The sequence below is a fragment of the Conexibacter sp. SYSU D00693 genome (assembly GCF_017084525.1).
In the GTDB taxonomy this organism is placed as follows: Bacteria; Actinomycetota; Thermoleophilia; order Solirubrobacterales; family Solirubrobacteraceae; genus Baekduia.
The window spans coordinates 2,431,668-2,449,055 of the sequence record NZ_CP070950.1 but is presented as its reverse complement, the minus strand read 5'-3'; the positions used below and the strand labels follow the sequence as shown (position 1 = coordinate 2,449,055).

The window sequence follows — 17,388 nt, the reverse complement described above, 5'->3', positions numbered from 1 at the left end:
GCTTGCACGCTTGCTAGCCAGCTGAACCGCGGACGCGCCAGATAGCTCGGGAGCTCGACCGAGAGTTGTCGAGCGGGCGGAGGCGATCGCGCGCGAGCGAAACCGCCAGTGGTCGAGCCAGCTCGGAATGGAGCGAGCGAGCTCGCTCCCGAGGCCGCCAACCAGCTCCCCGACCGTCCTCGCCGGTCCGTCCTGCCGGCCCCCTCCCCTCGCCGACCCGTTGAGCCAACCCGGCCGCGCCCACATCGCAGCGAGGCGACCTCTAGCACTGCCCCGCAGCCTCCCCTGCTCGCATCGCTCTGCCGCAGCCGAACCGCACGTTCCGTACTGACTGCCTGGCCGCCCACATCCGCCGGGTCCGCCAGCCATCACCCACGATCACTCGTGGCTGTTGACCTGTCCTGTCCCAGGACCCAGGCCCCGCATGGCTGCCGCTCGACCCCGCTGCCTGCCCGTCAAGCCGTCCAGAGCCCGACCACCCGCGCTCATCATCGGACGTAGTCCATGGTGTGGGCGGGTGGTCGGGCTCGCAGACGGCGCCACATTCGGCTCAGCAGCGGGGTCGAGCGGCCGCCCCAGTGTTTCGCCCGTCGAAACACTGGGCGCAACACTGCGGCCTGCGCCTCGGTGCCACGGGTGCGCTTTGGTCTCTACGCGAGGGAGCGAAAGCGCGGGTCGAGGTGCGGGGTACCGCTCCCTCGCTGACAGCAACAGCCTCGGCGGACGTCACCGTCGCCGCGACTCTGTCCTCCTGGTCGGGTCAGACGGCGGCGAGCAATTCGTTGACGCGCGTCTGATTCTTGAAAACGTTCCCGGGATAGGCGTTCGCCGGAAAAACGGCCGTGAGCGCGTCGACGTGCCCTGTCGCTTCTTGCTCAAGATCGGCGATGAGGTCGTCGAGGTCCTTCTCCGGATCTTTCATCGCCGTGTCGCCGATCCGTCGCATGATGAGGTGAGCGATCACCCGGCGACCGTGGACCGCAATTCCCGCCTTGATCCCGTCGTTGTCTCGCTCAATATCGTCGAGGAGAGCGTCGACCCGCCGGACGATCTCGACTGCTCGACTCAAGCGGAGCGGGTCCGTCTGTTCGTTGAAGAGCGCCGGGTAGATTGACGGGTCGGAGAACAGCCGAGAGACCTCTCGCTTCGCTACCACTGCGTGCCCGACGTTCGGCGATGCGCACGCCAAGGCCACGGCCGCGGGACGCACTTCGATCACCTGGCCTGGGTCCTTCGACTTCGGCACCTCAGCGGAGCGGAGGATGTACTCGAGGCCTAGAACCTGCAACTCCCGGGCGAGGCGGTGCTGCTGAGCGTCGAGGAACGCAAAGTCTTGGCTCGAGACCTCGTTCTGCGTGTTTGCGAAGCGCGTGATCCTTCGCCCAAGGCCTTCCTCATTCGCCGGCACCTCGATGCAGCGAACCATCACGAATGCGCTGCCCAGCTGAGTCTCTTGGTCTGTCCCCAGGACCGCTCCAAGGGTCGACACTGTCTGGGCGCCGTTGACAACACTCGCTCCCGAGAGCCGAAAGAACCCCACGTCTCGGTTGAGCAAGCCACCGGGACCGACCTCGAGCGCCTCGGCCAGAATCGTGATGCCGTTGTTGTAGTAGGCGAAGTTCTCCGGCTCGCCCTCGACCGTCCGCAGGATGCCGTCGTTGATATCCGAGCGCGGGATCACGACTCGGATGTTCTCGGCGAACAAGTCCGTGCCGTGCGCCGCGAACCAAGCCGCGACATCCGCAGCGTTGACCCTGCCGTAGAACATTTTCTGAGGCTCGGCAGCGCGCCCCCAATCAAGCATCTGAACCTCAAGGTCGACCGCCGGCTTGGCGGCATCAGCAATGGCGTTGAAGACATTCGCCTGTGCGAGGTGCGTGTGCTCAGCGAGCGGTTCGACGTCCTCGAGGTCGTTCAGCTGGCCCAGCAACTCCCTGACTGGAGTCTCCACCGCCTCTGCAAGCGGATCGCTCGCAGTGGTGACAGTGACGAGGCGGATCTTGGCTCCGGGGGTCTTGAGCAGATCGCGGACGGCGATGCGCATTTGCTCTGACGCGTGCGCTGGTTCGTCCTGCGTCTGCATGCCGAGGAGAGCCTTCACGCCATCAAGGAACTTCAGGACGTCCGCCAGCGACATCGATCCGGAGCCGTCCCGTCGCCACTTGGACTGCACGAAGACAACAAGCTTGGCGTTCGGATCCACGCCAACCGCGTCGATGCCCCGGTCCTCTCCGCCGTCGGTGATCTCGATGGTGCGTTGAGCGTCCTCGTCCGCTCCGAGAACCAGATTTACGGCGTGCAGAGCGAGCAACCGGGACATGTTGTTCGTCTCGTCAAGGTTCGAGTCCCAGTGGTCGGCCGCGTACAAGTCCCTGACATGCGTCTCGATCTGGCTGACGTGGAACTGGCTCATCACCGGGAACGTACCGACGACGCGCGGTCGAGGAGACTTGCGGTGCGATCACGGAGGCGGGCCCGAAGGTGGGCGTGCCGAGGCCCATCGGGGCTTGTCATTACCCAACCGTCCGCGCGGCGGGTCGCTGTCTCGTGGAAGAAGCGCTGGGCCGGAGGCTGGGATGCTGTTGGCGTGCGCCGCCGCAGGTCGCGACCCGTCCGCCTCACGCTGACCACCGCTCCTCCGGCAAGTTGGTCTTGGCTCTGGAGCCTCGCGGAGATGTCTGCGAGCCAAAGCCCGGAGAATCAAGGGCAGCCTCTTGGATCCCCGGCAATCAGTGCCCGCATCTGGATCTCGTTGTGAACGAGCGAGGCCTCGGCCTTCGGGACGAGGCAGACATCGTCTCGCTCCATCCCATCGAGTGCGCGCGGCGACGCTTGGCCGCGCCTTCGATTCCTAAGGCCGCCTGCCTTCACTCGGAGGAGTTGCCCCTGCTTCAGCTGCCCCCTGGGCTCTCGCACGGCGGCCGCTCGTGAGTGCGAGCATCACCGACTTCGGGTAGCTCTCGACGGCCTCGATGTGTTGCCGGGAGAAGGTCACGCCGGTCGCGAAGTCCGTTCACGGCTCCCGTCCGACGTCCGCTCACGACCTAGGAACCGTCAGATGTGCGCGTGGTTCGGCGACTCTCCCATCGTGGTGGCGGCGAGCGCCGAGGTCGAAACCCTCGTGGCCGACCTGACACGCGCCAGAGTCTGAGTTCAACTCCACGATCAGTGACGGAGCTTCACACTTCACGAACGATGAAGCGCAGCCGCGAGAACCATCACAGCGCCCTGACCGGAGGCACTCTTCGGGGGCTCGCCCGGGCCCAGCACGAGGGTCTCCGAGCTCGTCTAGAACGCTGGCGGCCAGCAGACTGCAGCGTGCATTCGTACCGATGTTCGCAACGGGTCGAAGACGACGGAGTGAACGCATGACGAGCGACGTGCCCGTCGCCGGTTACCGTCGGCGGGGCTTCAACCACCTGAAGATGATCGCTCGAGCCCTGCAGAACCTGCGGGGTGCGGGGGCGCTCGCCAACGAAATGATCCAGAACGCCGACGACGCTGCTGGCGCGCGGCAGCTCGTGTTCTCGTTCAAGCCGGATGCCCTCGAGGTGTCGGATGACGGTGGGTTCGAGCCTTGCGACGACTTGGAGGCCGAGGTCTGTGCCTGGGAACGCAGCGGGCGTCAGGGACGGGCGCGGTGCGACTTTCACGCCTTCGAAGAGCTCGCCGGGGCTAGCAAGGAGGACGACCCGGAGCTCACCGGGGCGTTCGGGGTCGGTTTCCTGTCCGTCTACCAGGTGACCGATCGACCCGAGCTGCTGTCGGCCGGGCAGCACTGGGTGCTGGACGAGGCCGCGCGCGAAGACCAGCGGATCGTTGTCTGTGCCGGCGGGTGTGGCCACGACCATGACACCGAAGGCACCGTGTTGCGGCTTCCCTGGGCCACGCGGCACACCGCGCTACGCACCCGCCTGCGAGCCGACCCAGTCCCGTCCTCCGAGCAAGTCCGGATCCGGGAGGAGTTCTGCAAGGCGGTGCCGGCCGCCATGGTGTTCTTGCGCAAGCTGGAATCGATCACCGTTGCGTGGCCCGGGGACTCGTTGACCTACCGGCGTCAGGAGGTCGACGGGCGTGTCCACATCGTCGCACCGGGTGTCGACGAGTCGTGGGTGGTGCTCGAGGGACAGTTCGACGATCGCGCGCAGCAACTCGTCGACGAACATCCGTCTATCGGGCGGCGGCACGCACGGGTAAGGGTTGCGGTGCAGCCAGACACCCGCCGCGCCAACGGGCTGCTTTACGCGACGCTTCCGACGCATGTCCGCACAGGGATGCGACTCCACGTCGATGCGACCTTTTTTCCGGATCTCAGTCGCAAGGGCGTGGTTCTTGAAGGGCCAGAGGGTGAGTGGAATCGGGCGGCAATCGAATGCGCCGCCGACCTCCTAGCCGAGAACCTCGAGATTCTTGCCCACTCGCTGGGTCACAAACGGTTTTGGGGACTTGTTCGAGATGCACACAACCAGCGTCAGGGCGGGCGGCGGGCGACTGGTGATCTCTTCGCAGGGTTCTGGACGGCGATCCACCGGCGGCTCGAGCAGGCGCCGGTCATGTGGACAACTCGCGGTCGGTGGGCCCATGTGGGTCAGACCGTCCTGCCATCGGCGAAGTACAAACCGCAACTACTTGAGCTGTTGGACGCAGTCGGGATCGAAACCGTCTCACCCGAACTGCGGGCCGCCGTCACCGACATGGGCGCTGCAGTGCCAACCGCGCGCCTCACGCTGCCGGTCCTGCTCGAGGCCCTAGAGAACATTGGCTTGGACGGTGGGCCGTTCACCGCCGGGGAGCTGCCGGCAGGCCTCGGGGGAAAGGCACGTCGCAACCTGCTCAAGCGTGTGCTGTGCGACTTCTCGGCCGATGAGTTGGACGAGCAGTCGAGCCGACTGAGAACGCTGGCGCTGTGGCATACGAACCGCAGGACCTACGAATGCCTTGACGACGTCTGGATCGCCGATCGCGACACTGCCCGGCTCTTCGCCGAAGCCACGCCATACGCGTTCGTCGACGAGCGTGTCCAGGCGGACCATGGAGCCCTCGTCGCGAATGGCGATCGCTGGCCGATCGACAAGGCCATCGAGACGTTGTCCACCGGCGCTATGAAAATCACCGACGGTACGCGGGCGACGAACGTCTTGGCCTGGCTGGAGGCTCGCGCCGCCGAACTCACGGACGAACACCGCGACCGTCTGCTCGACGTCCGCATGGTCCCCACTGGGCGCGGCCTGGCGACGCCGCGAAGCAGCGTCGTTCCCGGCGGCTTCACCGACCCGCTCGGTGTGACAGACGATGTCGCGGAGGAACTCGCGGCGCGGTTCCCGGCGCTGTTCTCACGGCTTGGGATCGGACGACTTGACCTGACGACTTACGTCTGCGAGCACGCCGAGCGCGGAGTAGGGAACGCGTCGGCCGAAGCGCTGCTGCGGCTCCTGGACCTGCTCGTCGACCACCGGCGAACCGTCGACGACGACCCAACGCTGGCGGGCGCGCTGCGCGACACCGCGTGGGTTCCGTGCGTCGACGGGGAACGCGCCAAGCCGGGGGGCGCGTACTTGGACGTTCCGCTCGTTCGTGAACTCCTGGGTGACTCTGCCACGCTTGTGCATCCGCAGATCGGGGTGGAGGGCGGCGCTGCCGACCTTCTGCGTTTCCTCGGAGCCCGCGACTCGCCGGCCCCCGAGGACGTGGTCCGCCACGTGCGCATGCTGACCGCGACGGCGGCGACGCAGACGTCGCTGGCGGCAATCCGCCGCGTCCTCGATCACCTGTCTGCTACGCACGCCGACCTAAGCGAGCACGGTCCGTTCGCTGCACTGCGTGACCACGCGTGGCTCCCGGAGGAAGGGACCGCCGCCTGGGCGATGCCCTCGGACCTGTTCTTCACGCGTCGACGCGGTCTCTTCGCCAGCACCGGGCGTTTCGTGGACCTGCCCAGCCGCGAGCAGGACCGCCTGCGCTCGGTTCTCGGCGTCGACACCGGTGTCGGTGTGCGCCCGACACCCCCGGTGCAACTCGTCGTCGATCACGTCCGAAATCTCGCCAGTCGAAAGGAGCCAGTTCCCGCCGAGGTCTGGGCGTTCCTGGATGACAACGTCGAGCCTGCTGTCACCGCGCTGGCAGACGTCGTCTGCTGGCCGACGACCGACGGTGAGCACGTCACCGCTGCAGGCGCGTTCGCGGCTGAGCACCAGCTAACGCCCTATCGCCTGGTCCTCGCCGAGTCCGTGCGCGGTCGACGCGCGTTGCTCGAGGCGGTCGGGATCCCCGCGGCGCCCGGACCAGCCGACGGTTCGGAGGTGCTGCTCGAAATCTCGTCGGCTGCCGGCGACGAGCCGATTGCCGGCACCACGCGCCGTGTCGTCCGAGAGTGTTGGCGTCTCCTGCAGGCGCCGGGAGCGGAGCTGGACGCACTGGCCGGGGAGCGTGTCGTGCTGGGCCGAAGCGGCGTTCTGTACGAGGCCGGAGACGTTCTGATCAACGACGTGCCGGCGGTCGCCGAGCGATTTGACGAGGCTACCTGTGATCGCCTGATCCCGGCGGGCGACATCAGCGACGCGCTGGCAGATGCCGGTGTCGAGCGTCTCTCGGACCGCCTGGTCACACGCTTGGTCGACCACGGCATGCCGCTGGAAGACGAGCACGTGTCACGGCGCATCGATGCACGACTCGAGCACCTGGCCCGCATCGCCACTGGCGAGAACGTCAGGTGGAACGTCGTGCTCGACTTCGCGCAAGGGCTGCGGGTCGAGACCTACGAGCACCTTGCCGTGCGCTACGAGATCGAGGACTTCGACGCCGAGTCCACCGAGCCCGAGGTCGTTCCCGCGCACTATGTGCGGCGCGACGGTCTGCTGGCTGTCGTGCGGGCACACGGACGCACCGACTGGGCAGCGGTCTCGCGCTGCGTCCTCGAGGGTCTGTTCCCGCGCGAGTCCTCGCGAGCGATCGCGCACGTCGTCCGCAACGTGCTGGCAACCGAGAGCGCCCAGCAAGCCCACCGCGACCTCGACGACGACGGATACCCGACGATCGAGGAGGACGCCTTCGCCGAGTTCGCCGCCATCTGCGCCGAACGCGAACGGCGCGCGGCTGCGGAAAGCCAGACCGTCGCCGATGAGTCCGACCAAGCCGACGACGTCGAGTCGGAACGGGCCACCGTCGCGGAGGACGGGTCTGGCACCGATGTCCTCGTCGAGGGCGAACCGCAGGGCGTCGGCGATTCGATCGCCGGGCCCGACCCATCGTCGGACGGCGTCGACGATGGACGCTCGCCGGCAGAGGTCGACACGGTCCACCGGGCCTCGCAAGACACTTCGGACTCGGATGCCGCATCCGAAACGCACGGAAGCAACCGCCACACAACCGGAACGGACTCAAGCGGCGCGGACGACGCCGACATACGAGGCGTTCCCGACCCGCAAACGAACGTCGGTGGCGCGCGAGATAGCGCGGAATACGGCGCTGAAGCGAGTACCGGCGACGGGGACCGGCGAGGTTGGTCTGCTGGCGACGCTGGCACAGGTAGGGAGGCGGGCGGCGGCAGGCAAGCCGGTGGGTCCTCGCGAACCGCAAGGCCTATGCAATCGACGGAGTCGAGGAGCCGCTTGCGCTCTTACGTCGTCCCCGCCATGGACGACGTGGGCTCAGATAAGACGACGCAGGAGCAGGACGGACGGATCTCCGCGATTGATGCCGCCGGCATCAAGGAAGTGCTTCGTTACGAGCGCGCACAGGGTCGTACGCCGGAGGACATGAACGAGACAAACCCGGCGAACGAGGGCTACGACGTCATCTCGTACTACTCCGATGGCGAGCTCGCCCGATGGATCGAAGTCAAGTCGACGGCCGGCTCGTGGGATGCCAAAGGCGTGGGACTCTCGCCCGCTCAGTTCCGCTTCGCGCAGAGGGCAGACGACGGCCAGTGCTGGCTCTACGTCGTGGAGTACGCGCTCGACGACGAGCGACGACGCGTTTGGGCCATCCCGGACCCCGTCGACCAGATCACGGACTACATGTTCGACGATGGCTGGAGGGGCCTGGCAGAGTCGGCGCCCACACCCGCCCAGGGCAACACCGACTCGGACGTATGACTACCCACGACCTCAGCAACCCGATCCTGAACTCGCCGTACGAACCTCCGGCGGCGCACTTCGAGCTCGGCGAGCAAGGGCCGACCGGCGAGATCCTTCCGGGGCGCCGACCGAGCGAGTCCTTCATTCCGGTCCCGGTCAGCAGGAAGGGCAAGGCGGCCGCCAGCGACACCATCGCGATGGACTTCGACGTGACCGGCGAGCGCCGCGAGCAGAACACGCTCATCAACGACATCCGTCGTGAGGTCGAGCGCTGGCGTGCAAACAACTGGAACGGGGTGACCCCGTATACGCGCAAGCTCCTCACCTACTGGAGCGACCGCGAGGAGCCTGTGCTCTTCTGCCAGCGCGAGGCTGTCGAGACGGCGATCTTCCTCGCAGAGATCGCCGGCCGCCACGGGACCGCGGACTACCGCCGCAGGCTCGAGCCCGAGAACGACCTCCACAACGATGGGCTTCCCCGTGTTGCGCTGAAGATGGCGACCGGAACCGGCAAGACCGTCGTCATGGCAATGCTGATCGCCTGGCTGACGGTCAACAAGGTCCACGCTCCACGGGATGCGCGCTTCGCGAAGCGGTTCCTCGTCATCGCCCCCGGCATCACGATCCGCGACCGCCTCGGCGTGCTGAAGCCGGAGCGCGACGACAGCTACTACCGAGAGCGCGACCTCGTACCGCCCGACCTCTGGGAGGCGGTGCTCCAGGCCCAGGTGGAGATCATCAACTACCACGCCTTCCTGCCCAAGGATGCGAAGGAGATCAAGGGCGTCTCCGCGACCACCCGCAAGCTGCTGCGGGGAGGCAAGCCTGAGGTGGCGGACGCGTTTCGCGAGACCCCGCAGCACGTCGCCGCGCGGATCCTCGGACGACTCGGCTCTGGGAAGGGCGAAGTGGTCGTCCTCAACGACGAGGCGCACCATTGCTACCAGGACAAGCTCCTCGAACGTCCCGACGAGGACGCCGAAAAGGAAGACGAGGAGCGCAACCGCGAGGCTCGCGTGTGGTTCCGCGGCATCGCAGACCTGCACCGTGCAGCCGGTGTCAAGACCGTCTACGACCTGTCCGCCACCCCGTACTACCTGAAGGGCTCCGGCTACAACGAGGGGTTCATCTTTCCCTGGACGGTGAGCGACTTCTCCCTGATGGACGCGATCGAGTCGGGCATCGTCAAGGTGCCGCGCATCCCGGTCGACGACGACGCGCCCGAGAAGGGCCTCGCCTACCGGGACCTGTGGGACAAGATCGACCCTCCGCTCCCCAAGAAGCTCAAGAAGGACGTCGACTTCGGAGCGACCGGCTGGGTTCCACCCGTCGTCCTCGAAGGCGCCATGCGCAGCCTCTACCGCAGCTACGAGCAGAACCACGAGACCTACGAGAGGGAGCTCGCTCACCTCGGAGAGCCGCCGCCGGTGCTGATCGTCGTCTGTCCGAACACCGTCGTCTCAAAGCTCGTGTTCGACTGGATCGCCGGCCGCGAGTTCGAAAAGTCCGACGGCACCAAACAATTCGTCCCCGGCAATCTTCCGCTGCTCAGCAACGTCGTCGACGGCTCTTGGACCACACGCCAACGCACGCTGCTCGTCGACTCGGCGCAGATCGAGTCGGGTGAACCGCTCACCCGAGAGTTCAAGAAGGACGCGGCCCAAGAGATCGCGGCCTTCAAGCGCGCCTACCTCGACCGTAACCCAGGCGCCGACCCGGACAAGCTCACAGACGGAGACCTCCTGCGCGAGGCGATGAACACGATCGGCAAGAAGGGCAAGCTCGGGGAGCACATCCGCTGCGTGGTGTCCGTCTCTATGCTCACCGAGGGGTGGGACGCGAACACGGTGACTCACGTTCTCGGCGTCCGTCCGTTCCGCAGTCAGCTCCTCTGCGAGCAGGTCGTAGGCCGAGGACTCCGGCGACGCAGCTACGCGGTCGCGCCCGACACCGGCCACTACGCACCGGAGTACGCCGAGGTCTACGGCGTGCCGTTCAGCTTCATCCCCGGCGACAAGACCCCGCCCAAGGGCAAGGATCCGCGACCGGCAATCGAGGTCCGCGCGTTGCTCGACCGCGCCGACCTCTCGATCCGCTTCCCCAAGCTCGACGGGTACCGGATCGAACTGCCCGACGACGAGCTCGAACCAGCGTTCGGCGACGACTCACTGCTGCATCTCGACCAAGAGTCGGTCGCGCTATGGGTCAAGAACCAGGGCATCGTGGGCGCGGCGGCGACAGTCGACCTCGACGAGATGCGCGACGCCCGGCCGCAGCGCGTCGCGTACGCGATCGCGAAGGCCCTCATCACGCGTGAGGAGTTCTTCGCCGCGATGGACGGAGTCGAGAAGCCGTGGCTCTACCCACGTCTCGTCGCAATCAGCAAGCAGTGGCTCGACGAGTGCGTCACGACGGCCAAGGACACGACCATCGGCTACCTGCTCCTCACGCAGGCCTGTGCGCAGGCCGCGGAGAAGGTCTTCGGGTCGATCGTCCACCGGCCGGGCAGCCGCGCGCCGCTCGTGATGCCGATCATCCGCCGCTTTGATCCGAAGGGAAGCACGGACGAAGTTCGCTACCTCACCCGGAAGGTCGTCATGGATCCGCCGCCGACCAAGTCCCCGCTCAACCACGTGGTCCTCGATGGACTGAAGGGCAACTCGTGGGAGGAAGGGCTCGCACAGATCCTCGAGCGTGACAGCCGCGTGCTCTCCTACGTCAAGAACGAGCGACTTGGATTCACGATCCCGTACGTGCACCAAGGGTCGACCCATGAATATGTCCCAGACTTCCTCGTGCGTCTCGAGACCGAACACGATGACGTCGACCGCACGCTCATCATCGAGGTGTCGGGAACGATGAAGTCCGCGAGCGCGGCGGGCGCCAAGGCGACCACGGCGCGCGACCAGTGGTGCGCGGCCGTGAACAACTGGGGGCAGGCCGGCGTGTGGGGCTACGTGGAGATCGGCAACCCCGCCTTGGCCGACCAGGCCGAGGCGGTCGAGAACGCAATCCGCAAGCTGTACGTCAACGACCGCGACCTCCTTGGCGTGGCGCGGTAGGGAGATAGGAGATGCCACCCAAGAAGAAGAGCGGCCCGACGCCCGTCGACGCGATCACCCACGCCGACAAGCGCACGAACATCCCGACGGCCGACGCGCACGAGTTCGTTGCACCCGAGATCGAGCAGCCCGTGGAGGTCCGGTATCCACGCGACCCTACCCTCGATCCGCAGCTCGTCTGGAAGGGCAAGGACGAGCTCGACGGCGAGGACCTCGTCGCAGAAGCGCCCCCGATCTACATCCAAGAGAAGATCGACCCGCGGGTCCTGATCGAGAACCTACGGCGCACGGCGGAGCGTTCTGAGGACGAGCCGGAGCTGACGCTGTTCGAGTCCTTCGACGGGCTCGACGCGCTCGAGAACGTCGAGTTCTATGAGCACGACGCGAACTGGTCGAACCGCATGATCCTGGGCGACTCGCTCAACGTCATGGCGAGTCTGGCAGAGCGCGAGGCGCTCCGCGGCAAGGTCCAGATGGTGTACATCGACCCGCCATACGGCATCAAGTTCGGAAGCAACTGGCAGTCCTCAGCGCGGAAGCGCGAGGTCAAGGACGGCAAGCTCGCCGACGCTACGCGTGAGGTCGAGCAGATCAAGGCCTTCCGGGATACGTGGGAGCTCGGCATCCATTCGTACCTCACGTATCTACGGGATCGGCTGGTCGCGGCGCGAGACCTACTGACAGATAGTGGGTCGTGCTTTGTGCAGATCGGCGACGAGAATGTTCATCTCGTTCGGTCATTGATGGATGAGGTATTCGGCAGCGAGAACTTCGTTGCCGACGTTTCGTATTTCACTACCAGCGGACGCGGCGCCGCCTATCTCGACTCAGTCTCTGATCGACTGCTGTGGTATGCGGCCGACCGCGACGTCGTGAAGTATCGGGGCCTCTGGAAAGAACGACCGGCCCACACTCTCCGAGAGCAGTACACGATGCTCGACCTCGGCGAGGACGGGGTTAGGCGGGCGACGCGCGATGAAGTTCTTGGCACGGTTGACATCCCAGAGGGTGCGGCTCGCTTCATGCCTGGAGACATGTCGTCCTCCGGTGCATCGGAGGTTGGGAGTCAGCCGTTTGAGTTTGAGGGAACCGAGTACTCGGTCCCGCCGAACACGCATTGGAAGACTCATCGCGACGGTCTCTCGCGCTTGGTGTTCGCCAACAGGGTGGTTCCGATTGGTAAACGGTTGCGCTACAAGCGACTTGCGACGGACTTTCCGTTCGCGCCGTACACCAACCTGTGGGACGACACAGTCATCTCCGGCTTTGCCGCGGAGAAGATCTACGTCGTGCAGACATCTCCGAAGGTCATTGAGCGCTGCTTGCTCATGGCCACCGATCCGGGCGACCTGGTCCTCGACCCCACGTGCGGTTCTGGAACGACCGCGGCGGTCGCCGAGCACTGGGGGCGTCGCTGGATCACGGTCGACACATCTCGAGTCGCGCTGACACTCGCACGACAGCGGTTGATGGGGTCGCGCTTCCCCTATTTTCTCCTCAGCGATTCAGAAACGGGGCGGCAGAAGGAGAGCGAGCTCTCTGCGGAACCGCTACCGCCGATGAAGCCGACGAACGACATTCGCCATGGCTTTGTCTACGAGCGGGTGCAGCGGATCACTCTCGGCTCGATCGCCAACAATCCGGACATAGTGGACGCGATATCGCGAGAGGAGATTGACGCGGCCATCAAGCGGCACGCAGAGTACGAGTTGCTCTACGACAAGCCCTACGAGGATAAGAAGAAGGTTCGGGTCGCCGGGCCATTCACTGTCGAATCGCTGTCGCCGCATCGCTCGCTCGGCTTCGCCGGCAGCGCAATCGGAGACGGCGGTGCGATGAACGCCGACACGGTTACCGATCCGGGTCATGGCGACGCCGACTTCGAGCAGTCGATCATGGCGAACCTTCAGGCTGCCGGGATCCAGAACGGGCGACGCAACGAGCGCCTCGAACTCGATGCCGTTGAAACCTACGCGGGCACGTATATCCAGGCGGTCGCAACGCGGCAAGACGCAGAGGAAGGCACGCCCAAGCGCATCGGCATCACGATCGGCTCACAGTACGGGACGGTCGGGCCTGGTTTTGTGAAGGACGCCGCTCGTGAGGCGATCAAGGACAACGAACTCGACCTCTTGTGTGTGCTCGCGTTCGCGTTCGACCCCCAGGTCCTCGGCGCACAGGCCGAATACGCGGCCTCAGCCGACGACTTCGCCGAGGTGGCAGCCGAGCGGCGCCTCGGACGAATCCCAGTGCTGCTGGTGCGCATGAACGCCGACCTCGTGATGGGCGAAGAGCTGAAGAAGACCGGCGCCGGGAACCTCTTCACGGTCTTCGGCGAGCCCGACGTTGAGATCACCAAGGACGGCGACGAGCTGCGCGTCGAGCTGAAGGGCGTCGATGTGTACGACCCGAACACCGGCGAGCTACGGAGCAACGACACCGGTCAGATCGCGCTGTGGATGATCGACACGGCGTACGACGGCGAGTCGTTCTTCGTGCGCCACTGCTACTTCACCGGGAACCAGAAGCCCTACGAGAAGCTCAAGAAGGCGCTGAAGGCAGACATCGATGAGGAAGCCTGGGCCGAGCTTTACGGCACGACGTCGCGACCGTTCGCCCGGCCCGACTCCGGCCGCATCGCCGTCAAGGTCGTCAACGACTATGGCGACGAGGTCCTGAAGGTCTTCGACGTCTGAACCGGCTGGTTCAGGGCTGCGCGTGCTTGCAGACTGAGCGCACCTCGCAGCTTCGGCACGCGACCCCCGGGTTCGGCGTGTACTCCCGCGCCCGGATCCGAGCGGCGGCGTCGGTCACCGTCTTCTCCGCGGCCTGGATGTCCCCCGGAGCAACGCCGACGGGGTCCCGCGCAGCCCGCTTGAGGTCGTGGACGAACGCGGCGCGAACATCGAGGCCCTCGCGCAGCCCGGCGTTGGCATAGACCTGGAGCTGCAGGGCGTGATCGAGCGCGGTTCCACGGACCGACGTCTTGTAGTCGACCAACGCCAGAGCGGTCGGGACGCCGCCCTCGTGATCGAGGATGACGTCGGCGCGGCCGCTGACCGTGACGCCGTCGAGGTGGAGCTCGAAGGGACGCTCCGTCTCCCAGATGCGATGGAGATCGCCCTCGTGCTTGGTCGCGTACGTCGTGATCAGGCGGCGAGCGGCGTCCTTGAGCTGTCGGTGCGCGACCTTGTTCGCCGTCGGGAGGAAGAAGCTCGAGTCGAGGAGGGCGTCGATCTCGGATGAGGTCGGAACGTGCCCGGTGTCGCGTGTCGTCTCGGCGACGCGGCGCAGGACGTGGTGGACCGCCTTGCCGTAGCCGAGCTCGGGGGCGAGCCGAGGCTGGAAGCCGATGAGTTTGCGCAGCCGGTAGGCCATCCCGCAGTCGATGAACGAAGCCAGCTCGCTGAACGTGATCAGGAGCTCGGCGTCGTCGCCCTCGCCGCGCGGCTCGATCGGCGGCAGATGGATGTCGTCGGGGGAAGTGGCGTGTTCTGAGAGCTCTGCGTGGTACGGGCTCTGCGCGACCCGCTGTTTGGTGACGCGTTGATGTCGCGAGACCGAGAGCCAGTCGCGCGCGCGAGTCATCGCGACGTAGAAGAGCCGACGCTCGTCGGCATCGCTGCCCTCGTAGCGCGGCGCGTCGAACATCGAGCGAGGGACGAGCCAGTCGCGGACCTCGCCGGTCCGCGAGGACGGGAATCGCTTCGCGGTGACGGCCGGCACGAAGACCGCGGGCCACTCCAAGCCCTTCGCGCGGTGGACGGTGGTCAGGTCGATCGCGTTGAGCGCGAAGTCGTCCTCGCCATCGAAGCCCTCGAACGCGCCCTGCGCGTAGTTGATGATGTGGAGGGCGAGGTTGCGGTAGTACCAGATGCCTCGGCTCTCGCCGCCGACCTGCTCCCCCGCGGCGGCCGCGTCGGGTCGGGCCCGCCGACGGACGGACTCGTAGTCGGCTAGCAAGGCGGAGAACCTCGCGAGCGTCCCGAGCCGATTCACCTCGAGCGGGTCGCCGAGATCCCACTCCCGGACCTCCAGGACCGTGAGCAGTTCGTAGAGCTCGCCTACGAGGTCGGCGGTGCGGTCCGTCCTCGGGACGGCCGCCTTCCAGTCGAGCAGAACTCGGCGCAGACGATTCCGCGCTGCGTCGTCGAGATGGAACGCGGCTTGGAACTCGTCGAGGAGGTCGCGCTCGGTGACCGGGTTGCCACGCTGGTACGGGTCGCGCCAGTCGACGTCGCTCAGCCACGCCGTGGTCCTGCCGAGGACGCGACCTTCGGGCTGGTCGAACAACCCGGTCCTGCCGCCCGGCTGCACCGGGATGCCGAACGTCGCGAACTGGTCGGTCAGCGCCTTGTAGGAGGCCCGGCCACGCACGAGCACCGCGATGTCGCGCGGGGGCACGCCGGCGCTGATCAGCTCGTCGACCAGCCACGCGATCTGTCCGGCTTCGTCGGCTGCGGTGTCCTCGTCCCAGACGACGACCTCGGGGCGCGGGCCGGCCGACGTTCGTGACGGCAGCATCTGCTTGTCGAGCCGATCCGGGATCGACTCGGCAAACTTGTTGGCGGCGGCGATGAGCTGCGGGCGCGACCGGTAGTTCGTCGTGATCGCGAATGTGGCGACGTTGTCGTACCGGGTTGCGAAGGTGACGATGTTGGAAACGTCTGACCCGCGCCATTGGTAGATCGCCTGCTGGTCGTCGCCGACGACGCACAGCTCGACGTCGGGGCCGGCGAGGAGCTCGATCAGCCGCTCCTGCGCCGGGTTGATGTCCTGGTACTCGTCGACGATCAGCTGACGGAGCGTCTCGTGGATGCTCGACGCGAGCTCGGGCCGTTGGAGCTCGCGGACCGCGCGGACGATCTGCTGCCCATACGTCAGTAGTCGGTAGCGCTCGAGCGTCTCGTAGTAGTCGCGAAGGACCGTCCCGAAGGGGTCGGGGACGGACTTCGGGTCGAGCATCTCGTTCTCGACGACGTCGACGCCGGTCAGGAAGGCATCGATCGATGCGAACAGGCGGTCACCCGGATCGAGCTGACGCACGTCAAGCCGCCGAGCCTCACGCGACAGAAACGCGGTCAGCTGGTTGTCATCGAGGACGTCGTACGTCTCGTACCGAGGAACGTGCTGCTGCAAGAACCGGAAGCAGTAGGCGTGGATCGTGCCCACGAACAGGCCGTTGAGCCTGTCGAGCGTCTCGCGCCCGAGGCGCGTCTCCACTCGCTTCGTGATCCGATCCTTGAGTTCCGCCGCTGCGCGCTCCGTGAAGGTGAACGCCACGATGCCCTCCGGCGCGACGCCATCGGCGAGGAGGTCGACGACCCGCTGCGAGACGACCTCGGTCTTCCCGGAGCCGGCCGAGGCGATGATCTGCATGTGGCTGCCGCGGTGGCGGACCGCGTCGAGGGCAGGCCCGCTGAGAACGGGGACGTCAGCCACGGAGGCCGTCCCTGTCCGGTTCACGCTGCATAGCGAAACCGTAACCGGGTGACGACCTGTCCTTCCGCGCTTATCGACTGCCTCACGTCGTCCGAAGCCAGCTGCTCGAGCGCGAGCCGACTCCAGCGCGCGACGACCTTCTCAGCGCCGCCCGGCCGTGCTGCCATAGTTGACGCCTAAGCCCTTGACGTTAAGCTATCGACCAACTAGAGTCGTCTGCATAGTCAACGCTCAAGCCCTTGGGGGTATAGGTATGCTTCACGTCAAGCTGCACGATCGCCGGACCATCGACGCCGAGACTGACCCAATGGGTCGGACGTGGGTCGGGTACGACCCCGAAGAGTCGCTCGACGTCCTCTTCGACCAGAACCGCGGCCGGTGGGTCCTGGGGAAGCGCGCTGACCTCGAGCGTTACGCGGTGTTCTCCTACACCGGGGACCACACGGTGAAGTTCGTCGCCGAGATCGACGGCTACGAGACGTCGGAGGACAAGCGGGTGATCGTGGGGCGCGTCCTGGGCTCGGATCACCCCGTAGTCCGGCGGTGGGTCGGCGCGCCGGCGCCGGACTCGTTCCGGAACCCTGTCACCTACTTCGACGACCCTGCAACGGGCGCGCGAGAGTGCGCCTGCGGGTGCGGCGAGACGGCCGCTGCGGGGCGGGCGTTCGTCCCGGGCCACGACCAGAGGGCTGTCCACGCCCGCATCTCCGAGCAGTGGGGCGACACCCTGGGCTTCATCCGTTGGTACGACGCGACGTACCGCGCGGCGTAGATCAGGCGGCGAGCTCCATGCGGAACGGGTCACGGGC

General features: G+C 66.4%; 6 protein-coding genes. 4 read left to right on the top strand and 2 right to left on the bottom strand.

Annotated elements, in window-relative coordinates; genetic code table 11:
* Nucleotides 1–760: 760 nt before the first annotated feature.
* Entirely contained in the window at nucleotides 761–2,413 is a 1,653-nt protein-coding gene (locus JUB12_RS12070) for an AIPR family protein (protein ID WP_205695656.1), read from the bottom strand.
* 955 nt (nucleotides 2,414–3,368) lie between these two features.
* Here JUB12_RS12070 and JUB12_RS12065 point away from each other — a divergent pair.
* The 3 genes from JUB12_RS12065 to JUB12_RS12055 are packed head-to-tail and all read left to right on the top strand — an operon-like array spanning nucleotide 3,369 to nucleotide 13,833.
* Nucleotides 3,369–8,093 (top strand): DUF3883 domain-containing protein, encoded by a 4,725-nt coding sequence (locus JUB12_RS12065; RefSeq protein ID WP_205695655.1) that lies wholly within the window; start codon nucleotides 3,369–3,371, stop codon nucleotides 8,091–8,093.
* A complete protein-coding gene (locus JUB12_RS12060) occupies nucleotides 8,090–11,137 on the top strand; it encodes a BPTD_3080 family restriction endonuclease (RefSeq protein ID WP_205695654.1) in 3,048 nt (1,015 codons plus the stop codon). The genes JUB12_RS12065 and JUB12_RS12060 overlap by 4 nt, the downstream gene beginning before the upstream one ends.
* An 11-nt stretch (nucleotides 11,138–11,148) precedes the next feature.
* Entirely contained in the window at nucleotides 11,149–13,833 is a 2,685-nt protein-coding gene (locus JUB12_RS12055) for a site-specific DNA-methyltransferase (protein WP_205695653.1), read from the top strand.
* Nucleotides 13,834–13,843: 10 nt separating this feature from the next.
* Here the strand turns inward: JUB12_RS12055 and JUB12_RS12050 are convergent, their stop codons facing one another.
* Nucleotides 13,844–16,579 carry an ATP-dependent DNA helicase gene (locus JUB12_RS12050; protein ID WP_205695652.1) on the bottom strand — a complete coding sequence of 912 codons (2,736 nt, stop codon included), beginning with the start codon at nucleotides 16,577–16,579 and terminating at the stop codon, nucleotides 13,844–13,846.
* Nucleotides 16,580–16,832: 253 nt separating this feature from the next.
* Between JUB12_RS12050 and JUB12_RS12045 the strand changes: the two genes are divergently transcribed.
* Nucleotides 16,833–17,351: a hypothetical protein gene (locus tag JUB12_RS12045; protein ID WP_205695651.1), complete on the top strand. Its 519-nt coding sequence runs from the start codon at nucleotides 16,833–16,835 to the stop codon at nucleotides 17,349–17,351.
* Nucleotides 17,352–17,388 lie beyond the last annotated feature (37 nt).

Excerpts from the sequence above, each read along its gene's own strand:
- JUB12_RS12070 (WP_205695656.1), bottom strand. The coding sequence starts at position 2,413 with ATGAGCCAGTTCCACGTCAGCCAGATCGAGACGCATGTCAGGGACTTG.
- JUB12_RS12065 (WP_205695655.1), top strand. The coding sequence starts at position 3,369 with ATGACGAGCGACGTGCCCGTCGCCGGTTACCGTCGGCGGGGCTTCAAC.
- JUB12_RS12060 (WP_205695654.1), top strand. The coding sequence starts at position 8,090 with ATGACTACCCACGACCTCAGCAACCCGATCCTGAACTCGCCGTACGAA.
- JUB12_RS12055 (WP_205695653.1), top strand. The coding sequence starts at position 11,149 with ATGCCACCCAAGAAGAAGAGCGGCCCGACGCCCGTCGACGCGATCACC.
- JUB12_RS12045 (WP_205695651.1), top strand. The coding sequence starts at position 16,833 with ATGCTTCACGTCAAGCTGCACGATCGCCGGACCATCGACGCCGAGACT.